The following is a 21,577-nucleotide window of genomic DNA, read 5'->3' on the forward strand; positions in this document are numbered from 1 at the left end:
AATTTAAACACATGCTTGCAGCAGTATTTCTGGTTCTTTATCCCTGCAATTTATAACTTTTCCTGTGCGATGGCCAGCATGGTTACTATTTTATCGATTACTTTTTCCAGGTCTTCTGTGGATGCGCTGTAGTATGCGTTTTTAAAACTTTTTGCAGAGATCCGGTCTGTTTCGTTTGTGCTGTAGTGTTTGGAGATGTATTCATGGAGCAGTTTGGGGCTTTCGGTAATGATGATCTTTGCCTGGACCTGTAGGTGGATGAAGATGGCCAGTTGTTTGACTGTCAGGGTGACTTTGTATCTGTTGTCCAATAGGCCCTGATGGTTGAGGTGTGCTCCGATTCTGTCCATGGATGTCAGGTACTCTGTTTCTGTTGCGAGGTAGTTGAGCAGTGATTCCTGGATCAGGGGAAGACTAGTGTCATATTGCTGGGTGGTTACCGCGAGGGTCTGTTTGATGTATTTGGTGAGGATGTTCAGTAGTCTGTACTGCTGGGATAGTTCTTCGCATTGTTCTATTTCTGTGCTAAAATAGCTGACACAGTATTGATAGAATTTTGGATGGTTGAAGTTCAGTGATATAAGGAGTAGGATAATTTCTATTTTTTGGGTTGTTTCTGCTGGCTCCTGTAGCCTGGTGCACAGTTCTTCAAGTAAAAGATCGATGTAGGTTTTTTGCTGGTAGGTGAGATTGTAGCGGTCTGTATATAGTGGATGGAGTATTTCCTTTACAATTTCAAGTGTCGGAGCCTGAATGTTTTGGTTGAAGAGTGATCTGGTTTTTTCTTCAATGTCTGTTCTGGTTTTTGCGGACAGGCAATAGGGAAGTTTAAGGTGATGGTTGAAATGGTCGGGAAAATGTTTCTGGAGATCGAGGAGTAGCCTTTCCGATGCTGTATTTAAGATTTCATTGATCTGTTTTGTTTTTTCCGTTATATCTTTTTTGGCTTTCTGCAGGCTATGCAGGTCTTCAAGGATGATGTGGATGGTCTGTTGGTGCTGGTGGATGTAGGTCAGGGCTTTTGATGGATCCATGTTTGCAGCGTGGATCTGTAATGCGATCAGGATCCGGTCTGACTCTTCGTTGATTTGTGACGCCAGTTCACCCCCTTCGGGGCTTTTGCCGAGTCCGTTCCGGATTGCGTGTTTGATGAGCTGCTGGAAGGTAAAGAGTTCGAAGTTCATTTTTTTTTTTTGATTGATTGGCGGTAACCTAAAGTTTTTTGGATGTTCTTTTTTATGGCCTTGGTGAAATGGGGTGTTTCCGTGGAGAAAGGATAACTGGTGCTGGGGATTTATTTTCGGTTTGTTTTTTTGTCAGCTATTGCCTTTTTTGGAGCTGTGGGTTGCTGTTTTCAGTAACCATTCGGCAACTTGACAAGTGTTGGTAAATTTGTTTTATTTGCCGCAGTAGATGCTTTTAAGGCATGCCGGATTTTAAAGTTTTGTTTTTAGTAAGTCCTGATGATCTGGTTTCCGTGTGCCCCTTTTGTGATTAGGGGTGATTAAGCTTTGATGTTGACATTTAATCTATCGTGATGAACAAAATTGATGCACTTCTGGATGTTCTGTCCAAAATTTACCAGATACTGGTTCTGGTTTATAATAGTAAGTATCATGGCGCTATTGGTTTTGATGAGGATCCGCAGATGGACAGGCAGGAGGTGAAGGATTATTTGGGGATCAGTGAAAGCACTTATAAGCGGAAGGTAAAGGAGGGAGTACTAAGGCCGCTGAAACTTCCTGGAGGGGATAAGTATTATAAGAGCCAGTTGTTGGGTGAGTTTAAGGAAAGCAAAAGAAGGGGGAGGGTGTGAACCGTCAATACATGATAAAAAGTATCCTTAACGCCTCGTGTGGTGTCCGCTCTGTAACGGCGCGCATTTCCTGTGTTGGGGTTATTTCTTGGCCAATAATTATCCACAGGCTTTCAAACCGTTACGACAATTAGTATGAAGGTTAAAAAGGATGGGGGGCTTGATGTTATTTTACGTTAAAAATTGTAAGTGTGCCGGAGTTTGTTTTATTTCGGTGTATATACTGTGATAACATAATTTGATTAATTAGATTTATGCCATGAAGAAAACTGTTTTGCCCTTGTTCTTTACGTTATTGGTTGCGATTCCATTTTGTTTAACTGCGCAATCTAAAAGCAAGAAACGGCCCAATGTTGTAATTATCATGGCCGATGATCTGGATTCACGTCAGTTAAGCTGCTATGGTGGAAAAAACATACGTACTCCCTACATCGATCAGCTTGCAGGGGAGGGGTTACAATTCAATAAAATCTACGCTTCAAATGCTACGTGTGTACCGACCCGGGCTTCATTATTTACCGGCTTATATCCTATACGGCATGGTTCGTTCCAGAACCATAAACCTGTTCATCAGGATTTAAAAAGTATAGGGCAGTATCTCCATGCGGTGGGTTATAAAGTAGGCTTAACGGGTAAGGATCATAGTACCCGTCCCAAAGCGGTATTCCCATTTGATATTGTGGAAGGTTTTCAGCCAAACTGCATTGCCAGTGAAGATAATTATGCCTTGGAAGCTGTTGAGGGCTATATGAATGCGGAGGACAAGCCGTTTTGCATGTTTATCATGAGTATCAATCCTCATAAGCCATGGGATTTAGGTGATCCTGCAGAATTTGATGCAGATAAACTGATATTGCCTCCTTATCTGGTCGATACTAAAGAAACGCGGTTGCAGTTCTGTAAGTATCTGGCGGAGATCCGCAGGTTAGACAACCAGGTTGGTGATGTAATGAAAATGCTGAAAAAGAATGGTCAGGATAAAAACACGGTATTTGTATTTCTGGGCGAGCAGGGCGCGCAGTTTCCGGGGGGGAAATGGACATGCTGGGATGCCGGACAGAAAAGTTCGATGATCGTGCGTTGGCCAGGTGTAGTTCAACCCAATAAAAAAACGGATGCAATTGTACAATATGAAGATATCACGCCGACAATCATCGATATTGCAGGTGGAAAAACAATAAAGTCCCTGGATGGAATAAGTTTCCTGCCGGTATTGAAAGGCTCATCTCAAACTGCCCGGCCTTATGCTTATGGGATGAACAACAACATTCCGGAAGGGCCGGCTTATCCAAGCAGAAGTGTGCGTGACATGCGTTATAAATTAATTCTTAACCTCACTCCTGAGAAAACCTATGCCATAAAATGGTATAACAATCCGGGCGATCTGGGGGTATGGTATTCATGGCGGGAGAAGGCCAAAACTGATGAAAATGCTAAATTTCTTGCGGAAAGAATCAGCAAACGTCCCGCCGTTGAATTGTATGATACACGAAACGACCCGTACGAGTTAAATAATCTGGCGGGTGATCCGGCTTATGCTGAGCAGATCGTCAAATTAAAAGGCGCGTTAAATGAATGGATGCTGCAGCAGGGTGATGAAGGTGCGTCGATAGACAGGGTATACCCCAAAAACAATTAATAAACAGATGATGATGATGAGAAATGGAAAATTGAGTTTTTTTGATATTTTTATTTCGCATAATGGGTTCGCTTAAATTGTTTATTAACCGAAATAATATTGGTTATTTTGTATGGCATTATTTTGGTGCTTTCACCATAAAATGCCTGGCGGATTTACTATTCAAACCACAGTGTTAATGTACAGACAGCTTCGAGATCACATAGAAAAGATAAGTCCTTTAACTGATCAGGAATACGATCTTGTTTGTGCCCAATTTGAGTATCGTAAGTTTAGAAAGCATCAATACCTGACCCAGGTCGGAGAACCGGTCAAATATCATTACTTTGTTTTATCAGGTCTTTTAAAGCTCGTATTTACAACGGAAAATGGAAAACAGCACATCGTATCTTTTGCTGCCGAGGATTGGTGGGAGAGCGATTTTTATGCCTTCTTTACCAAGACCATGGCAACAATGTCTTTAGAGTGCATTGAAGACACAGAAGTATTGTGTCTATCGTTGGATGGATATAGATACCTGTGTGCTACTTTTCATAAAATGGAGCATTTTTTTCTTGAAAAAGCAAATTATGGATTTATCGGCGCCCAGCGCCGCATTATCTCAAGTCTGACATCAGATGCAAAGGAAAGGTTCGAGCAGCTCCAAAAACAATATCCTTTCTTAATTCAAAGGATACCAAAAAGCCTAATTGCGGCATATTTGGGCGTTTCCCGGGAGACGCTCAGCAGGTTGTATTAGTGAAGTGACCTACCTCACACCAAATTCGTGACTTACATCAATCTCAAAATTTGCAGCTTATGCTGAACTTTGTTTTTCAATATTCAACATTTGATGAGAAGAACAGCACAAATTTTAGGATTAATATTAATGATGTCAGCACCTTCAATGGCGCAGACTTTAAACAGCAAGATGATGGAAAAAAAAATCACCAATCCCTGGAAGTGGCAGGATTCAAGGAGCTATGTACAGGCAGTAGAAGTTAAAAACGTGGAAAGCACGCTTTATGTCTCGGGACAGACCGCTATAAACGATGAGGGTATTTCAAGTGATGAAGACATGAAAACCCAGTTAACCAAGGCGATTGCCAATCTGGAAAAGGTTATTACGAAAGCAGGGTTCAGGTGTGATGGGATCGTACGCCTAAATATTTACACAACAGCAACCTCGGAGCTCTGGCCGCATTTCGGTATCCTTCAGGATTGGATAGCCAAGCACAACATCAAGCAGGCCCTGACTATGTTGGAGGTAAAAAGCTTGTTTGAAACGCTAAAAGTCGAATTAGAAGCAACCGTGGTCAAATAATGAATGTTTTACGGGGCCTATTTTTGAATATAGGTTACTTCAGGCAACCCTTAGCGTAAATTTAAGCCTGCGACTTATGGTTTTATGTATTTCTCTATAGGTAAGCACTGGTTAAATGCAAAAATTTATTGATCACAGCGGAGAGAAAATCTATGGGACAACGCTTAGAGAAGCTTAGGGTAAAATGGATGTCCAATTGAGCGCCGCTGATACGAATACAAAAAAGCCCGGTACCCATAAGTTATGGGGCCGGGCTTTTTAGGCATATTTTTTTTCAATTTAAAAGATAATAGTTCTACCAACGATTGTTGCTAGCGATTTAAGTTATTGTCTATTGTCCATCTCAGTTTATTATATGACGGCATTACTTATTTCAGTTCAACCTCAGCCAATACAGGAAAATGGTCTGGGGGGAACTTTCCAAAATAGGGATCGGTTAAGATGCCCCATTTCTTTGCAATACCAGAGGTAATAGCGATTCGGTCCACGATCGAGAGGTAGGAAATTTTCCCTAATACGCTGCCAGACCAAAAAAAAATAAACTGAATGATTAATGGTGTAATTGATCACAGTAAAGATAGGTTTGGTTGCCCGGTTCAGTTTTATCAGTGCTTAATGATTACCTGTTTTTTTATCATTTCCTTTCCATCAAGGATATGAATGAAATAGTTTCCATCTGGTATGCTTTCAATATTTACTGTAGCTTTACCTGACATAGCTGATCCATTCCTAAGCACTTTGCCCTTGGAATCCAGTAGGCGGATTTGAAATGCCTTGGTATGATCAGCAGTTTTTACTGAAGTCCCATAGCTTTTGGCCACTTCAAACTGAGTACTGGAAGGATTTGGGAATATCGACCAGGAAGAAGGGCAGGGAGGATAATAAGTAGCGTCATATTCGAGCAGTTTTGGTGATATACCGCAACTTGTTTTAACCCTTACGTTCAAAGTAATTGGATTTGCTGGAAACTCATAGGTGCTGAAATAGGCATTGGAAGTAGCGGGAAGCTCAACCCCGTTGTATATCCAGATGTATTGAAGGTTGGGGATTATGGGGGTAATGTTGAAAGACGCTTCCCAATCGGTACCACCGGTGCAGACAGAATGATACATATTCATCGTAATTGCTGGTACAGGAACGCCTACAACGATCCTGTACTCGCGGAAAACAGTACCATTGTAGGAAGCTCTCACGAAGCCGCTCTCGCTCGAATTCATACTGACAGGAGACACTGTGACAGATCCTGCTGTGCTAGAGACAATATTCAGTCCAGGCGAAGTAGTCCAGCTTATTGTATAACCTGCTGGAAGATTGGGCATGTTATAGGTTGCAGTTTGCCCAAAACAGATGCCATTTGGACCTGTGATCACGCCTCTGTCAAGTTTGCCGATTTCAAAAAGATCCTGGCTCGGGGACAGCCAGTACTTCAGTTGGCTATGGGACAAGGGGGTTATATCCCAGGATTTCCCAAATTTCCCGAACCGGTCGTTCAACGTAGGGCTGTTACAGCTCGAGGACCCGCCCCTAAGCTGCCCTATTACCTGTCCAGCCTCGTTAAACAATGGTCCTCCGGAAGATCCCCCTTCTGTAACTCCATAATTCCATTCTACACCCCACATGTTCGAACTGAAAGTACTGGTCTGGATCAGGCCAGTCAGCGAGATCTTTTGTACATCACCTGAAGGGTGGTGGATTGAAGCACCCCAATCTGGCGCTATATTGGACCTGTTCCATCCATAGAAACTAAGATTTGTTTCGAGCGGAACGGCGTTGAATAACTCCAGTAATGCGAAATCTGTTGTCTCGTAGGCTGCTCGCCAGCTAGCCCCGTAAAATACCCTTGCTGTACTGAGTGCTGATCCCGCGCAGGTTTCTCTTCTGTAAAAAAATACAAAAGTATAATTTGCGGTAGCATTTACTTCACTTAGATTTAACGATCCGTCCTCATTACTATCCAAACAGTGAAATGCAGTCAGGAAGTAAGGTTTTGCATCATTGTTTTCATTGTTTACCAAAGCACCACTGCATTGTGATCCTCCGGTATAATAGATAGCAGTAGGCCTCCCATCCCAATCCTCCCTGCAGGCTATGTCGTGCATACACGAACCGGAGTCATTGATCCCTTTTGCAGTTGATGAGCTTTTATAAGTTTGTTTGTACCCAATGATGACTTCTGAGGAAACAATCTGACTTTCTGGTTTTGGAAATTGCCCACCACTTTCTTTTAAAAAAAGGGTGATCGCCGATCCTTTGAGCGGAGCAATACCATATGTTCCCAGCTTATTGTTTTCTTTGGCTGTGATTGGCCCTATCATCATTGTACGGTCCTGGTTATAGATATAAAGCTCCGCGGTTTTGGAAAGCCTGAAAGTTCCAAAATTCAGGCTTATCGAAGTTGCACCGGGAGAAGCCACCCGGAGCCGGGTATAGGTGGCCTCACCATCGGTCCAGGAAGATCCTTCAGAAATAGAAATGGTTTTGGAGACAGGCTTTCCGTATTGGTACGGAACTTTTGCAGTGTCGACCACCGCTTTTTCCTTAGAAAGATCTACCGAGATTTCGATTGTTTTTAAATTGCTTGCTTTTGAGGAACTTTTTGGTAAAAAGCCCATAATCATTGCGGTATCGGCAGATTCCCTCAATAAAACCTGGGCAAAAAGGCTGTTCACGGAGATAAAGATCATGGAAAGTATAATCAGTGCAGTTTTTTTCATGGTGAGCGTTAAAAATTAGGTAGTTTATGAATTGTTAATTTGCTATTTTGACAATGTTTTTTAAACGGATTTTGGAAATATTAAAGGTTATTGGATTTGCTAGATCACAATCATTCTGCGCCGATTTTCCTTCGAGATAAAATTCAAAGAGATATTTTCTTCCGGAGACCTTTGAAGAGTCAGGAAGCAGATATGTTTTAACAACATTTGAATAAGTATTGCCGCTATAGGTTATGGTCTCTCCATAGGATTTGTTTCCTGCATTAGGTCCGGAAAATTGAATTAACCATGCATTCTGAGCTGCATTAACCCTGCATGTTTCAGGACCGATTATCAGTCCAACAGCATTTTCATAGTCTGGTACATAAGGAGGTTTGCCCTTGCAGGCGATCAGCACCATTGACATTAGTGCGATAGATGTGAGTTTTTTGAGCATAGGTAATTTAGTAAATGTGATAGGGCTTTATCGGAATTTATTTTTAGTTTTTTTCGATGTAAACCCATGATAAAAATAGTAAATAAGTTAGGTGCTAGCAAGATTAATTATTTCTTTTTCAGTTAGATATCGGATTTGAAGGTTAGAAATGTATCTGTTTCGGTGTTCATATTCAATTGGCTTTGTAGAGATTTTTAATTATTGTCTGCTTGAAAAGACAGAATTTTGGAACATCGGTTGGCTGGGCAGAAGGCTTGAGCCGATCGATTCTCTATTGTGCTCAGCTTAAAGTCATCTTTTATCAGATCTATCAAACGATCAACGCTATATCCCCTTTGAGCGGGATTTGCCTTTTAATTGGATGGGTTTATTCCAATGTTTTATACTGATTACCGTTATCAATTACTTGCCCGGAAGGAATGAATGTGAGACAAATTGACAAAAGATTGAGTGGATTTTAAATTTTATTATAGCTCTCTTTAAAGTATTAACCAAATATAAACTGATGTGCCAAGCCATCCCAAGTAGTTCACTGATATGATGAAACTGGGATGATTGTGAATTTATCATGATGTGATCTGTTAAAATTCTTAAATCTTGTTCTAACAATCTCTATGACAACTAATAATCTGATGACAATATGAAGAAACTGATCTCTAAATGGCGAGCAAAGCGATGGCTTTGCTCGCCAGTGCAAATGACCCCATCTCTGCTAATTTTAACGAGGATAAGTGTCTGTATCCAGGACTCGCTCATAAAAAAGACGTAACAGTCCATGAAAGGCATTGTCTGTCACAAGTAACGGCAAGCCACAGGTCACGATAACAGACAAAATTCGCGAGTTTACTATTCATACAAAAATATGGCTATTTGACTATAATAAATCAATGGTAGTTTGTAGGGGGCAGTAATGAGTGAGGGTACATACAGAGCTTCAAGGCATTAACGCGTCTTACATTGATCTGAATGATGCTTGTGGCAATTAGTTAAGTTGATTGCAGATAGGCAGATCGAAATACCTCGGAGCTAAAACTATAATATTTTTGGGTTGACCGATAATGATAATATTTAAAAAATTACACAATGAATTTTAAAAATAAAAATGGAATAATAATGCTCTCCCTTGTAACAATGTGCATGATCTCAGCATGTAAAAAAGGGGGTAATGAAACCGGAGGTGACGTAAAGATACCACCTGTAGAACAACCTAAAGAACCAACTGTACTCCAGATCACCCCAATCGGGGATCTCAACGGAGGTTCGGCGGAGATTAATTCACATGCTGATGTAATTTTGCGGTCGTCTTTGAAAATGGACTTCAGAAGCTTTATTGGATTAGGGAAAACTGAACTCGGAGTGGATAATCCACGATATCCGAGGATTAAGAAAATGGCAAATGGCAGTTACATCATTTTTTATCACAACTCTCCTTCTACGGTTGGTGCCTCATGTGATTATGCCATAAGCAACGATTTAAAGAAATGGACCCCAAAAGGGAAAATTTTTGAATCGTTCCCTATTACAGATAGCGGCGGTGCGGCCAATAGACGTGCTTTCTCCACTTGTGATGCCTTAGTATTGTCCAATGGTGACATTTTAGCCGTAGCATCCTACAGGGCAGAAAATCGCTATACCCAACTTACCAAAGATGCAGGCGTAGTGATAAGAAGAAGCAAGGACAATGGCAATACTTGGAGTGGGCCTATACAGATTTATCAGGGCGTGAATTGGGAACCTTACCTACTACAGCTTCCATCAGGTGAAATCCACTGTTATTTTACAGATAGCAACCGCACCTTCGTGCAATCCAATGATACAGGTACCGCAATGGTTCAATCTAGTGACAACGGTAATACCTGGAGCCCTTCTTTTGGTTCAACGCCTTATTATGTTTTGCGTACCGAACATACCGTCAACGGCAACAAATACTTCAATAACCAAATGCCATCGGTAATAAAACTAAATAACAGCAATGAGTTGGCAGCAGCTATGGAAGCTAGCATTGGGGGATATTACATTTCATTTGCTTATTCTGGCGAAAGTGGACAGTGGCCACATCTCAATGTGGATCAACAGGGGCCTGTTGATCGAAATGACCTTGATTTCTTGGGTAGCGCACCTTATTTAAGACAATTTAAGTCCGGTGAAACTATCCTTTCCTATAACCAGGCTTCCAGGTTTAGGTTAAAAATAGGGGATGCAAAGGCCCGGAATTTTGGTGATGACTATCTTCCTCCATTTTTTACAGGTGGATATTGGGGATCTTTGGAACTGGAGGATAACCATCAGATAATAGGGGTAATGCCAAATACCGGAGAGAAGGAGATTTCCTTGGCCAAATTTATACTTAATCATAGTATTAAGGCAACACAGAGAGCTGTTGCAACTGACGGCAATAACAATGAATGGCTGAAAACGGATGAAGCACTCTTTGTGGGGGAGAATTCACAGGCTCAGGCAACCCTTAGAGCCTCCCAGGATAATAACAATCTGTATTTTCTGATCGAAGTGCTGGACGAATCTATTTCAACAGCGGATTTTGTGACATTATTTTTAAGTCCTACTACTAACAACACGCTAGGTAGCGGTGCCTATAAGATGAAATTATCATATAACGGAATTAAAGAATCCCATGTCTATAACGGTGGCTGGGTAAATGGAAACCTGGATGCAACCATTAAAACAGCCTATCGCGGTACTCCTTCACAGAATAGCGATAAAGACCATGGTTATATGATTGAAATTGCAGTTCCGCGGTCAAAATTGAATATCCAATCCGGACAGTTATTGGTAAACTTCTCGATCACCGAGAATGGCCAAGGCGAAGATTCGATTGCTAGTGCCGGTACAACCAGTACTTTGAAATGGATACCGGTGGTTGGCCTGTAACAACTGCCGAAAACAATTTTAACACTTATTTCCTGATTATGTATCGAAAGAAAATTAGGAATATTTATCATGTCTGAGACTCTATCTTAGATCGCGAGGCAAAATGAAGTCAGAATTAGGGAAACTACAGTTGGTGTTACTTTGGTCTAAGAGCATTCCTTCAACTGGTGTAGACAGTGATCCTGTCTACACCAGTCTGTTGGTATAGATAATTCTTAACAGTCGAATGTACATAAGCCTTTCTCATTTTTTTTTATGAAGTAGTTTTCAATAGCGGTTCCTCATTTTAGTTTCAGTCATCACAACTGGATATAATCAGCAGTTTAGAAAGTTATATTAATCAAGCAAGTCCATGTTTTTTGGACAGAACTGTTTAAACCCGCTTTGGTATTGCTAATATTAGCGTTATGACCAAGGGAGAAATGAGGAGGCAGAAAGTTAAGATTAGAAGTGACTTGAACGTTATCGATAAGGTAAGGGGAGATAATCAACAACTAAGTAATTGAAAATCTCCCTTCCTAAATCTACAGAAACCTTTTCCGAATGGTGTTAAAAACTCATTATTGGTTAACGATAGTGTCCAAATAAGAAATATGCGGATAATTCTGTTCTTCTAAAAACCTTTAGAGATAAAAGAATTAGGCATGGAACAGCATCGTCAAAGGATTACCCAAATCAGGCGGCAGCCCCGCATCTAGCAACCATTTTTATAAAAAATATTTCCAGGTGTTGCGTTTTCTTTAATTCCTGCGTTAACCCCATTAGCGAAAGTATGATCTCAGAAATGATGCCCCTTTATTTTAATTTATGCCCGAAAATGCCGTTATCGAATGACGCACATTAATAGCTACAGCATATCGAATCGGTTTTTTATTTACCTGTCTGCCGCTGGACCATATTTTTTCCGCCTTGATTGATATAGACAAACTGGAGAAATATATCCCCGGATGCATAAAACAGGATGATAAAAGTATAGAATGGCTGTACAGGTCTTTCTACGGCTACCTCATGGGGGTGGCGTTGCGCTATATGGAAAACCGGGAGGTTGCCGAAGAGGTGGTCAACGACAGCTTTATGAAAATACTTAGAAATCTTGACGGTTTTGTCTTCCCTGATGAGAAAGAAATCAGGATGAGGAGCTTCAAGGGCTGGATAGCCAGGATTACCTCCAGAACAGCTTTGGACCAAATTAAAATTCCATATCAGAAACTGAAAATGACGGATATCTCCCTTGCCGCGGATGTGGAATATAATGAAAGCGTGCTGGAGACGATTCACGCGAAGGACATCATGGCACTTTTATACCTGCTCCCCGATATCCAGAGAATCATATTTAACCTTCATGAAATTGAAGGATACAGGCATGAAGAAATTGCAAGAGATTTGGGCATCGAAGAAAATGTCTCCCGAAGCTATCTTAGCCGCGCCCGTTCAAAACTGAAGAAATTGTACCATAAAAACATTAAAGCCGCTGTATGATGAATGATGATATTGATGACCTTATAGCCCAACTGCAAGATTTTGAGATTCCCTACAGAGAAGGTGCTTGGGAGAATTTACGGCAACGCAGATCCAGATCACTTCGGTTAATCTTTTTCCGGCCTTTGTTAAAATATGTGGCAGTCTGGTTTTTAATGCTAGCAATCCCCCTAACACTGCAGAAAAACTTCAGGCCCTCGGAGATCGCTGGTTCAGTGGTTACTATAAATCATGAAATGCCCGAACTCCGAATGCACGGTAACGCTGTTGCAGTGTCAAAAAAAGTTGTTCATGGAAGCACTTTGAAAACTGATACTACTCAGGATGAGCAGGTCAACATGCGCTCTATTTCAGCTACTCCCTCGGCTTTAATCGAAATGAGCGTGCCTGAGCCTGCCGATGCCAGGATCGCAGTTGTACGATTGCCGCTAAGCGGTTTAAGATCCACTAAAGACGGGTTCTTGGAGTTTCTGGAAAAAGAGCAATCCAAATCGGGAGGGCAAACGGCCCCTGCCGTTGTAAAAAGAAAATTGGATTATGCTTTCAGTATCGGCGTTTCTACCGATTCCCGGACTGTTGAGAGACTCAATATAGAAGCCGGTGTCAGTTACCCGCTTAATAAGCGTCTTTTAGTTTACAGTGGGATAAGCTTAGGCAGCTTTGGAACTGAGCAACAGTTGCCCGATCAGGCTACTTTCGAAAAATCTACCAAACTGGTCCGAGCTGACTTAAACGGGATTACCATACCAGTAGAAGTTGAATACCGTCCGAATGAGCATATATTCTTTAAAGGCGGCATGTCTGCTAGCCTGATTACCAAACACCATGGAACGCTTTCCTATAACGAAAAAATAAGCTCTTTTCAATCCTTTTCTGACGCTGAGGGAAACATGCAAATCAAGGAAGTGGTAATCGATAAGCCTGTAAGCGAAGAAATCACAGATGCAAACTTTACCCCCTCTAGACCAGTATTGTTTTATAACCTTTCCGCAGGCTATCGCATTCCTTTGTTTACTTCGGCCAGAATTGCCATGGAGCCCTACCTCAGGGTACCGGTGACGTCCTATGGTGAGTACAAACTAAACCTGTTTCAGGGCGGGCTGAAGTTCAGGCTAGACTTTTAAACTATATTATCTTTGCAGTACCATCCCCGCCCACCCGATGTTGGACGGGCTTTTGAGCGGCACATACACCAAGTTTTGGGTCATTGTGAATTTGATGTAACTATGCTCCGTAAATATTCCTTTAAATGTCAATACATAAATCTATGGGTATCCGGGTGCCACCAGTAATTGGGAACCTGCGGCTGATTTCACTTGGTACATCGCCATTTGATATTTATCACCTTTGTATTGTTTCTGGAGAGTATTTGATGGTAATACTTGGTAAATTCAATTACCGATAAAATCTTAGATGATCTGATGCATAATAGCTAAGCTAAAAGTGAGACTGTACCCCATCAGCCTGAGTTCTTAAAACAATGCTTTTAACACTTTTTTTTCGCTTGCCCGCAAAATGGGCTTATATCGTTGACCCCGGAAACCTTTATGATATTTTTCCTTTTTGATTATGCTTTAAAGGAAAGTCTGCATTTTTGAAATTTCTATTTTTTTTTTCTGGCCTGTTGCGTTAAGTACAGATCCGGCGTTCTGCCTAAAACAAAATCATTAAAATTAAAATGAACAACACGAAAAACACTGGTATGAACACAATGAGGAAAAATTTATTATGCGCATTATTAACCCTATCAACAGCTACCGTACTTTACAGCTGTAAAAAAGATGATCCCCAGCCAATGGAGCCAACTGCCGCAGTTTCTGTTTTTAATGCCGTTCCCGATGCAGCTCCGCTTGACTTCTACATCGATGATAAAAAGGTAAATGCCGAAGGTCTGGCGTTTGGCAACAAACTTAATTATGTGGAAGCCTTTCTTGGTAAGAAAGTGGTAAAAGTGACTACTGCAAATGCTGGGGCTACATTAATAAACAAACAGATTGATCTAGCACAAAGCGCGTATTACTCGCTTTTCCTGATTAACCAGGCGCAGACAGCGGATGCCCTAATGGTTAAGGATACCTTTTTGAATAAAAACACGGAAAAGGCCCAAGTCCGTTTCATCAACCTTTCTCCTGGCGCACCGTCATATAACCTCGAAATTCAGGGTGACACCACCACTTTTAACGACAAGGCCTTCAAAGCAGCCACTTCCTTTAAATATGTTACTGATAAAGCAAAAGTCACATTGTTATTGAAAGACAAGGCTACGGGACAGGTGCTGGCTACTTTGGCGGATGTGGAACTTAAAAAAGGTTTTGTGTATACTATTTGGTCAAAGGGATTAGCTGTGACAACAGTGGATGCCCAGAAAATAAGCCTTAAGGTTTCGGCACATTAAGAATTATTATTAACTACCATTTAAGGTCCGGAGCTGGTTAGCTCTGGGCTTTTTCGTCAGTCATGGTTTGCTCATCGCTAAGGTGTTCAGGTTGCTCGTGAGCAGCAACGGATAATCAAGACTATATCAGGGCACATGCTATTTTCGTTTCAGTATATAGCTACTTGAGTTTTAAAGTTTTCATCAAAGGAATCTGGTTCTCTTTATTCCACTATGGCCGGTAACAGACTTAATCTTACTCCTGCCATAGAAATCCAACAAGGTTTTCTCTTCCATATTGTTTCCTCGTTCAAAAATCCTGCAAATAACAGTATTTGCCTGCCTTTGCCAATCAATTTTGTCGATATCAGTGTCAGAGAATAGCATCCTTCTTAATTTTTGCAAATCGGGTGTTGATCCTGGGGACCTTTCCTTTTCTTCCTTCAGGTCATAATAGGCTTGAAGTAAAAGCATAGTGCTTTCTTCAGAGCCAAGGGCGCTGTCTATTTTCAATGATAAACCAGGGGGTGAGCCTCCTTCGCCCTTTGGTGATGTCATTTATGGTTTGAGGGAGTATGCTAACGGATAGCGCAAAAGGTCTTTTTTTATACCCCTTTTTTCATGTTCATGGCCCAGAATTAGTCCGGGATGAATACCTTAGTATCTGATCATTGCCTTTTCCATATTCAGATATAACCAATTTTGGTTATAAATACCAGCGCCATTAAATGTTTGAAGCAGCCATACTAGAACCGTTAATGCATTAAAAACAATTACTGTTTCCTATTCCATGACTGAACATGCCAAACAGACCTGGCCTGTTCTCACTGCCCTGATCGATTTTGGCTTTAAACATCGCAAAGTGATTTTAGACAAATGAAAAAACATTGTACTACCTGTTGATCAGCTTGCCATTATTTTGTAGCAACATGCTGCCAACATTGCAAGTCATATTGTCAATACAGAAGGCAAACTAAATATACTTATCAGCTAAAAATTGCCACCAGTTTTTTTCGCTAGTTTAACCCATGAGAAATCGCAGCCCTATATACTTTTGTTTTATTTTTATCATCAATTTTTCCTTTGCTCAAACCAGCATCTCTAAAAACCAGATCATGCAAGTCATTGCAGGTGAGAATGCCACTGTGGGCATTTACATCATCTCAAATCATTACAAGGAGACTATTAGCCATTAACGCAAGCGAGCATGTGCTATCTAATAATGATATGGATGATAATTATGCATTGAGGTACGCTATTGATGTGCCCTCTTCTGAGACAATAGGACATCCGGTTTAAACTTTAACGAACCGGAAAAGAATAGTGGGTGAACCTTTTCCCTTAATCAGATCAACAGCTCACATGCTGTGATTTTGTGATAGGATGGTTTTCCTCTCCAATTTTTTATTGTTCAGGGATTTTTTACATATCCCCAAAGTTCACCATGATCATGGATAAGACTGTTTGATTCTGCTTTGGCTGAATACCCAAATCCGCTGGATAATAATGATTCCTGGCGCTTAACGTAAATTTAATCTACAGATAACGATCTTGACTAGTACGTTTTCCTTTTTCATTTGACTTAGATGTAGATGATGGAAGACAAAACAAAAGAACTACCTGCTATAAGGAATGCTACACCTGTTTCTTTTTATGCACATCAATCAGTGCGTTCAATAGGACTGGAAATGTTTCCATTCTGCCCCATATGGCAGTTTCAACCGATTTTAGCAAAAAGAGTTCCTTCGGAAATCTCTGAGGAAATTTATCAGTTCTTTTTGCGGAAAATCGTTTCGATGTTAAAAAAATCGGTAAATGCATTGAGGGCAAAATTAACTGACAGAATATTGGCATTCTCAACAGTTAGTATAATAATGCCTACCCTACATGGTAGAGGTGATGTACCTTTAATTGCGTCAGGCGAGAGTGCAGCGCTATTAAATCAAGATCGAAGCGGCTTATGTGTTATGGGAGATTGCCTTACCTTTTCATGGGCGTATAGCACAGCGAAGAAATTTTTAACGGCTATCCAAAGCTTTCCACAGTTTCAGATAATAGTTTCAGCAAATAGATATCATAAAAAAAAACCATGAAAAAATTATTTCTTTCCCTAGCCGTATTGGCCTGCTTATTTACCGCTTGTAAAAAAGAGCAGCAATCACCTGTCGCAAATCCATCCCTTATGGCCAAAATGGCCACAACTGACTTTGCGATATTACAAGCGCCGCCAGCTTTGAACATTTGGATGTCCGGCTTATCAAATGCCACTCCCGTATCAAGATTGTCTATTCCCGGAACCCATGATTCCGGTGCAATGTACGAACCTGTGGTTAATACTGCAAAATGCCAAAATATCACTATTGGAGCGCAATTAAACTTGGGCGTCCGCTATCTGGATATCCGTTGCAGACATATTGATAATGCCTTCGCTATCCACCACGGTGCCATTTATCAAAATCTTAATTTTCAGAATGTAGTCAATGCCTGTCTTAATTTTTTAAATGCAAATCCCTCGGAAACAATATTAATGTGTGTAAAAGAGGAGCATACACCATCTAACAATACCCGTTCTTTTGAAGAAACCTTTAATACTTACACGCAACAGAATCCAAATAGATGGGATCTCTCAGAAGGGCTGCCAAGTCTAGGTGAACTAAGGGGTAAGATTAAGTTGATAAGAAGATTTACTGCAACTGGCGTAAAAGGGATTAACGCCACTGCATGGAGTGATAACACTACTTTCGATATCAACAGTAGTTTTGGAGGGATTAGGGTTCAGGATGTTTATAAAGTCAACGATCTGGCTAGCAAATGGACAACAGTTGAAGGACAGCTGAACGCTGCAAAAGCGGACAGCTCTAACAAACTCTACATAAACTATGCGAGCGGTTATCAGCCTGGTATCTTTACCATTCCGAATATTACTGTGGTATCCAATTATATAAATCCAAAGCTAAGCGGATATTTTACAAATAATCCTTCGGGCAGGTACGGTGTCATCCCAATGGATTTTGTAGACCAGTCTAAAGCGCAATCAATAGTCAATAAAAATTTCTAACCTTAATTCACTCATCTATTTGCTGAAAAGGGTGTTCCAAAGCTGGGACGCCCTTTTTTTGTTGATTGGTTATGAGACGGCGAAATGCGATAATATCGTACATGAACAATTATTGCATCCCGAATTTGATGTTTTCTTATAGTCCATTTATAAAGACATGTCTGGTAAGGAGCATGTCAGAACATGTGATGTAATTAATCCATGAATAAAATCCATATTTTCAGTCTTTAGCCCTTTGTCGAAATTTTTCTAATCTCTGCAAAGTTCCTTTACTATTGCTTCATGTTCAGGATATTCAGCTAGCAATGAAGTTTTTTTAGCCATTTCGAATTCCACAAAATCAAATCCAGGAGCAACAGCACAGCTAGCCAACGAAAACCCTGATTTAGATGGGATATTCGCTGCAAACCAACAATTGGCTTCAACGATGGCCTGGAGTTGTCCGGAACTTGAGTCACTCAGTTCAATGCAATCATAATTTCCTTTACTGGTTATTATATGGATAAATATAGGCTCTCCCTTGTGGAAATACCATATTTCATCGGATTTAAGTCTGTGAAAACCTGAAAAGTCGTAGCCCTCCAAAAGGTAATATATTGAAGTACAAGCGTTCTTCTTTTCACTTTCATTGACACGGATGATTTCATTCTTGGATCTGAATGTCTCTTTATAATAGCCACCCTCGGGGTGAGGTGCTAATTGTAAATGATTTATCCAGTAATTAGCCGTATTGTTTAAGATATTTAACATGTTAATTGTTTTTTTGAAACATTTTCTGCCGATTTCTTCTGCTCAATCTCGTTGAAAAAATTGATGAGCCCACAAAGCTAAGTTTTATTATCTGTTCACATCCAATTCGTGAACAATAAATAAGATGGGGATTGTAACTGCTTGATCCGGTTATACAGCCGATTATAACTATACTTGAATATTTTTCACACTGACCATTGAAAGCTATAAGCTATTTTCTATCGATAGGGAATATTTTGGTTACTACTTCCAACCACGTTTTGGTTTGTGAATACCCCGATTTTGTTATTTCTATCGCTATCCGATTGTCCACCTTTGTAGAAATAAAAGCAAAAAATATGAATATTGTATTAACGGGTTCTTTAGGGAACATTGGAAAGCCACTTACAGAATTATTGATAGCAAAAGGACATCAGGTCAAAGTAATCAGTAGCAAAACTGAAAGAATACCTGCTATTGAGGCCTTGGGCGCTGTCCCATTAATCGGAACCATTCAAGATGCAGACTTTTTAGCCTCGGCATTCTCAGGTTCGGATGCAGTTTATTTAATGGAAGCATGGGAAGCAATTGGAAGCGTTTTTGATAAGAACATTGATTTTTTAGCTGAATTTGGAATGATTGCCAGCAATTATGTTGCTGCGATTAAACGGTCGGGAGTCACTAATGTTATCCATTTAAGCAGTATTGGCGCTCATTCGGATAAAGGTATGGGCAGCCTTCTGGTTCATCACAATGTTGAGCAGATCCTTCAGACACTGCCTGAAAATGTCAATATCAAGTTTGTCCGTCCTGTTGGGTTTTTTAGCAATATTTACCGATGGTTACCTATGATCCACTCTCAGGGTGCGATTATTCAAAGCTGGGGCGGTGATAATAAAGAACCATGGGTTTCTCCGTATGATATTGCAGAAATGATTGCCGGGGAAATGGAAAAACCTTTTACCGGCAGAACGGTTCAGTATGTTGCAAGCGACGAGGTTTCTCCGAACGAGATCGCTTGGGCTTTAGCAAATTCAACCGATAGGACAGGATTGCAATGGAAGGTTATCCCTGCGGATGAATTATTTAATAAAATGATTTCGTCCGGAATCAATCCATGGATTGCTAAGGGAATGGTTGAGATGCAGCAGGCGCAGCAGGACGGTAGCCTTTACGAAGATTTTTATCAAAATAAACCTCAATTAGGCAAAATAAAACTGGAGGATTTTGCGAAGGAATTTGCTGAAGTCTATAATAAAAAACAGTAGCATTCGTCAATAAAAAAGCATAACTGATGCTTGCATTGCAATCCAAGGAAAACTACAATCATAAGGCAGGCTAATCCCTGCCTTGTGTGCGGTATAAATATGTCAGCTGTTGATCTGCTTATAGTTTAGGGCACACTACTTCTGAGATCAGTTTAGTCTATCCCTGTTTTTTGGCTAGTAATTTTAGGAATCGGAAGTCTAGGTTCCCTTCATGAAGGGAACTTAGTATCACCAAATATGCATTGATTGGGCAGACCGTAACTGTGGAAATTTTAACTGAGAAATTACCCCAAGACGACGAGACACCTTGGTTGATAAAAGTTTATTTTTGTATTGCTACATTACCTGCACGCAAATACATATTGCATCCCTAATCACCTGAAATGAGAAATAAAGTAAACAACCTGTATAAGTTTAAATCATTATCTGAATTCCATCAATTGTTTGGTCTTCCCAAACCTGAACATCCACTTATCAGTTTTATCTGTTTGGAAGACATGTCACTCCCAGAAGAGGTTTTGCCTGATTATCTTGTTTTAGATTTTTATAAAATCGCCTATAAAGACACTATTGGAAGGGCGAAGTATGGGCAGCACCACTATGACTTTGGTGAAGGTGGACTGGTTTTTACTGCCCCCGGACAATTGTTTGAGAGACCTAAAAACAACACAAGCAAGGGTTATATGTTATTACTCCATCCAGATTTTTTTCTTTCCTACTCCTTGGGTAGGAAAATCAAACAGTTTGGTTTTTTTTCTTATGCTACCGACGAAGCGCTGCATTTATCAGCAAAGGAAAAGGAAACCGTATTTGCTGTTTTAAAGATTGTTGATGAAGAACTCAACAGCCGGATCGATGATTTTAGCCATGATGTAATTATTTCGCAGATAGAACTATTGCTCAATTACAGCAGTAGATATTATAAACGGCAGTTTATTACCCACAAAGCTGTTAATGCTACTCTTATACAACAATTTGAAACGACACTCGATTCTTATTTCACTCCTGGGAGAGGGCTGCAGAATAAGATACCTTCTGTCCAGGATGTGGCAGAACAATTAAATGTCTCTGCTAATTATCTTAGCGACCTGTTACGGTCATTGACAGGGCTCAACACTCAGCAGCACATCCATAACAGACTGATCGAACATGCGAAGGAAATATTGTCGACAACAAAACTTTCCGTATCAGAGATCGCTTATCAGTTGGGGTTTGATTATCCGCAGTCTTTCAGTAGATTATTCAAAGGTAAAACCACGATGAGCCCCCAGCAGTTCCGGCAGTCATTTAATTGATCTGTAAGGACGCATGTTCTAAACTTTTGCTTTAAAGATTGCATTGTCTACAATTTAAGCAAACGGTCCAGAACGTTTCAGGTAGCAGAAGAGCTGTTATCAAAACAGCCATCAAGCCTTTCAGCATATGACGGTAGATAATATTGCCCAGAAAATTTATTAGCCCCCAGGAGGGCAGGGTTAATTGGTTTTAAAGGATTCTGTTTCAAAGGATAAGCTCTTGAGAGGATAATCGGAACGCAATATTATGCTAGACCAGTATAGGTGCGTACCCCCCTGCGAAAAATGTTTAATATTATGATTGCAAAAGCCTTTGGACGAAGCGTTCCGATCGATATATGCCCAAAGTCCGTCCCGATCTATATTTAGCTTGTAGAGCCAATAAAATCTGAACTGTGTCTGATCTGTTTTCACTGTTACCATTAGCTCATTTTAGGGGGCTCAGGCAATTGAAAGATATTGCAATCTTTTTGATGCTAACGCTAAGTATTTACCCAATATTCCTCGTTAAAAAAAAGAAATTCAAGCTAATTTTAAGGGATTTACTAACGAGCGTATAAAGTTATAAAATGCTGCA

General features: G+C 40.5%; 17 protein-coding genes. 12 read left to right on the top strand and 5 right to left on the bottom strand.

Features of this window, described 5'->3' with window-relative positions; translation table 11 throughout:
- Positions 1–50: 50 nt before the first annotated feature.
- Complete coding sequence (locus tag EZ456_RS04465) at positions 51–1,184, bottom strand: hypothetical protein (RefSeq protein ID WP_131527711.1); 1,134 nt, start codon at positions 1,182–1,184, stop codon at positions 51–53.
- Positions 1,185–1,537: 353 nt separating this feature from the next.
- Here EZ456_RS04465 and EZ456_RS04470 point away from each other — a divergent pair, with 353 nt between their 5' ends.
- The 4 genes from EZ456_RS04470 (at position 1,538) to EZ456_RS04485 (ending at position 4,758) form a co-directional block, all read left to right on the top strand.
- Complete coding sequence (locus EZ456_RS04470; protein ID WP_131527713.1) at positions 1,538–1,816, top strand: MerR family transcriptional regulator; 279 nt, start codon at positions 1,538–1,540, stop codon at positions 1,814–1,816.
- A gap of 259 nt (positions 1,817–2,075) precedes the next feature.
- Positions 2,076–3,455, top strand: coding sequence for a sulfatase family protein (locus EZ456_RS04475; RefSeq protein ID WP_131527716.1), 1,380 nt, complete (start codon positions 2,076–2,078; stop codon positions 3,453–3,455).
- Between the two features lie 112 nt (positions 3,456–3,567).
- Positions 3,568–4,194, top strand: coding sequence for a Crp/Fnr family transcriptional regulator (locus EZ456_RS04480; RefSeq protein WP_225876464.1), 627 nt, complete (start codon positions 3,568–3,570; stop codon positions 4,192–4,194).
- Positions 4,195–4,287: 93 nt separating this feature from the next.
- Positions 4,288–4,758: a RidA family protein gene (locus EZ456_RS04485; protein WP_225876465.1), complete on the top strand. Its 471-nt coding sequence runs from the start codon at positions 4,288–4,290 to the stop codon at positions 4,756–4,758.
- A gap of 605 nt (positions 4,759–5,363) precedes the next feature.
- Here EZ456_RS04485 and EZ456_RS04490 read toward each other — a convergent pair.
- Both EZ456_RS04490 and EZ456_RS04495 read right to left on the bottom strand, forming a co-directional pair.
- Entirely contained in the window at positions 5,364–7,472 is a 2,109-nt protein-coding gene (locus EZ456_RS04490; protein ID WP_131527719.1) for a T9SS type A sorting domain-containing protein, read from the bottom strand.
- A 34-nt stretch (positions 7,473–7,506) separates the two neighbouring features.
- A complete protein-coding gene (locus EZ456_RS04495) occupies positions 7,507–7,908 on the bottom strand; it encodes a hypothetical protein (protein ID WP_131527720.1) in 402 nt (133 codons plus the stop codon).
- A 1,083-nt stretch (positions 7,909–8,991) separates the two neighbouring features.
- Here EZ456_RS04495 and EZ456_RS04500 point away from each other — a divergent pair.
- The 4 genes from EZ456_RS04500 (at position 8,992) to EZ456_RS04515 (ending at position 14,671) form a co-directional block, all read left to right on the top strand.
- The gene (locus EZ456_RS04500) at positions 8,992–10,797 is read left to right on the top strand and encodes a hypothetical protein (protein ID WP_131527722.1); all 1,806 of its coding nucleotides are present in this window, start codon (positions 8,992–8,994) and stop codon (positions 10,795–10,797) included.
- Positions 10,798–11,706: 909 nt separating this feature from the next.
- Positions 11,707–12,276: an RNA polymerase sigma factor gene (locus EZ456_RS04505; RefSeq protein ID WP_131527724.1), complete on the top strand. Its 570-nt coding sequence runs from the start codon at positions 11,707–11,709 to the stop codon at positions 12,274–12,276.
- A gap of 236 nt (positions 12,277–12,512) precedes the next feature.
- On the top strand, positions 12,513–13,400 hold the full coding sequence (locus EZ456_RS04510) for an outer membrane beta-barrel protein (protein WP_165501242.1): 888 nt from the start codon (positions 12,513–12,515) through the stop codon (positions 13,398–13,400).
- Between the two features lie 554 nt (positions 13,401–13,954).
- On the top strand, positions 13,955–14,671 hold the full coding sequence (locus tag EZ456_RS04515; RefSeq protein WP_131527728.1) for a DUF4397 domain-containing protein: 717 nt from the start codon (positions 13,955–13,957) through the stop codon (positions 14,669–14,671).
- 183 nt (positions 14,672–14,854) lie between these two features.
- Here the strand turns inward: EZ456_RS04515 and EZ456_RS04520 are convergent, their stop codons facing one another.
- On the bottom strand, positions 14,855–15,208 hold the full coding sequence (locus EZ456_RS04520) for a DUF6922 domain-containing protein (RefSeq protein ID WP_205945021.1): 354 nt from the start codon (positions 15,206–15,208) through the stop codon (positions 14,855–14,857).
- A 1,037-nt stretch (positions 15,209–16,245) separates the two neighbouring features.
- Here EZ456_RS04520 and EZ456_RS04525 point away from each other — a divergent pair.
- Positions 16,246–16,743, top strand: a complete 498-nt coding sequence (locus EZ456_RS04525; RefSeq protein WP_131527730.1) for a hypothetical protein — start codon at positions 16,246–16,248, stop codon at positions 16,741–16,743.
- Entirely contained in the window at positions 16,740–17,708 is a 969-nt protein-coding gene (locus EZ456_RS04530; RefSeq protein ID WP_131527733.1) for a phosphatidylinositol-specific phospholipase C, read from the top strand. The genes EZ456_RS04525 and EZ456_RS04530 overlap by 4 nt, the downstream gene beginning before the upstream one ends.
- Before the next feature lie 249 nt (positions 17,709–17,957).
- Here EZ456_RS04530 and EZ456_RS04535 read toward each other — a convergent pair whose 3' ends face one another.
- Positions 17,958–18,458 (bottom strand): cupin domain-containing protein, encoded by a 501-nt coding sequence (locus EZ456_RS04535; RefSeq protein WP_131527735.1) that lies wholly within the window; start codon positions 18,456–18,458, stop codon positions 17,958–17,960.
- Positions 18,459–18,796: 338 nt separating this feature from the next.
- Between EZ456_RS04535 and EZ456_RS04540 the strand changes: the two genes are divergently transcribed.
- Positions 18,797–19,705: an NAD(P)H-binding protein gene (locus EZ456_RS04540; protein ID WP_131527738.1), complete on the top strand. Its 909-nt coding sequence runs from the start codon at positions 18,797–18,799 to the stop codon at positions 19,703–19,705.
- A 383-nt stretch (positions 19,706–20,088) separates the two neighbouring features.
- Positions 20,089–21,000, top strand: a complete 912-nt coding sequence (locus EZ456_RS04545; protein ID WP_131527740.1) for a helix-turn-helix domain-containing protein — start codon at positions 20,089–20,091, stop codon at positions 20,998–21,000.
- Positions 21,001–21,577: the final 577 nt, after the last annotated feature.

It is taken from the genome of Pedobacter psychrodurus (assembly GCF_004331735.1).
Classification (GTDB): Bacteria; Bacteroidota; Bacteroidia; order Sphingobacteriales; family Sphingobacteriaceae; genus Pedobacter; species Pedobacter psychrodurus.

Coding starts and splice junctions, on each gene's coding strand:
- EZ456_RS04490 (WP_131527719.1), bottom strand. CDS start 7,472: ATGAAAAAAACTGCACTGATTATACTTTCCATGATCTTTATCTCCGTG.
- EZ456_RS04500 (WP_131527722.1), top strand. CDS start 8,992: ATGAATTTTAAAAATAAAAATGGAATAATAATGCTCTCCCTTGTAACA.
- EZ456_RS04535 (WP_131527735.1), bottom strand. CDS start 18,458: ATGTTAAATATCTTAAACAATACGGCTAATTACTGGATAAATCATTTA.
- EZ456_RS04465 (WP_131527711.1), bottom strand. CDS start 1,184: ATGAACTTCGAACTCTTTACCTTCCAGCAGCTCATCAAACACGCAATC.
- EZ456_RS04530 (WP_131527733.1), top strand. CDS start 16,740: ATGAAAAAATTATTTCTTTCCCTAGCCGTATTGGCCTGCTTATTTACC.
- EZ456_RS04525 (WP_131527730.1), top strand. CDS start 16,246: ATGGAAGACAAAACAAAAGAACTACCTGCTATAAGGAATGCTACACCT.
- EZ456_RS04545 (WP_131527740.1), top strand. CDS start 20,089: ATGAGAAATAAAGTAAACAACCTGTATAAGTTTAAATCATTATCTGAA.
- EZ456_RS04515 (WP_131527728.1), top strand. CDS start 13,955: ATGAACAACACGAAAAACACTGGTATGAACACAATGAGGAAAAATTTA.
- EZ456_RS04480 (WP_225876464.1), top strand. CDS start 3,568: ATGGCATTATTTTGGTGCTTTCACCATAAAATGCCTGGCGGATTTACT.
- EZ456_RS04475 (WP_131527716.1), top strand. CDS start 2,076: ATGAAGAAAACTGTTTTGCCCTTGTTCTTTACGTTATTGGTTGCGATT.
- EZ456_RS04485 (WP_225876465.1), top strand. CDS start 4,288: ATGAGAAGAACAGCACAAATTTTAGGATTAATATTAATGATGTCAGCA.
- EZ456_RS04540 (WP_131527738.1), top strand. CDS start 18,797: ATGAATATTGTATTAACGGGTTCTTTAGGGAACATTGGAAAGCCACTT.
- EZ456_RS04520 (WP_205945021.1), bottom strand. CDS start 15,208: ATGACATCACCAAAGGGCGAAGGAGGCTCACCCCCTGGTTTATCATTG.
- EZ456_RS04510 (WP_165501242.1), top strand. CDS start 12,513: ATGCCCGAACTCCGAATGCACGGTAACGCTGTTGCAGTGTCAAAAAAA.
- EZ456_RS04470 (WP_131527713.1), top strand. CDS start 1,538: ATGAACAAAATTGATGCACTTCTGGATGTTCTGTCCAAAATTTACCAG.
- EZ456_RS04495 (WP_131527720.1), bottom strand. CDS start 7,908: ATGCTCAAAAAACTCACATCTATCGCACTAATGTCAATGGTGCTGATC.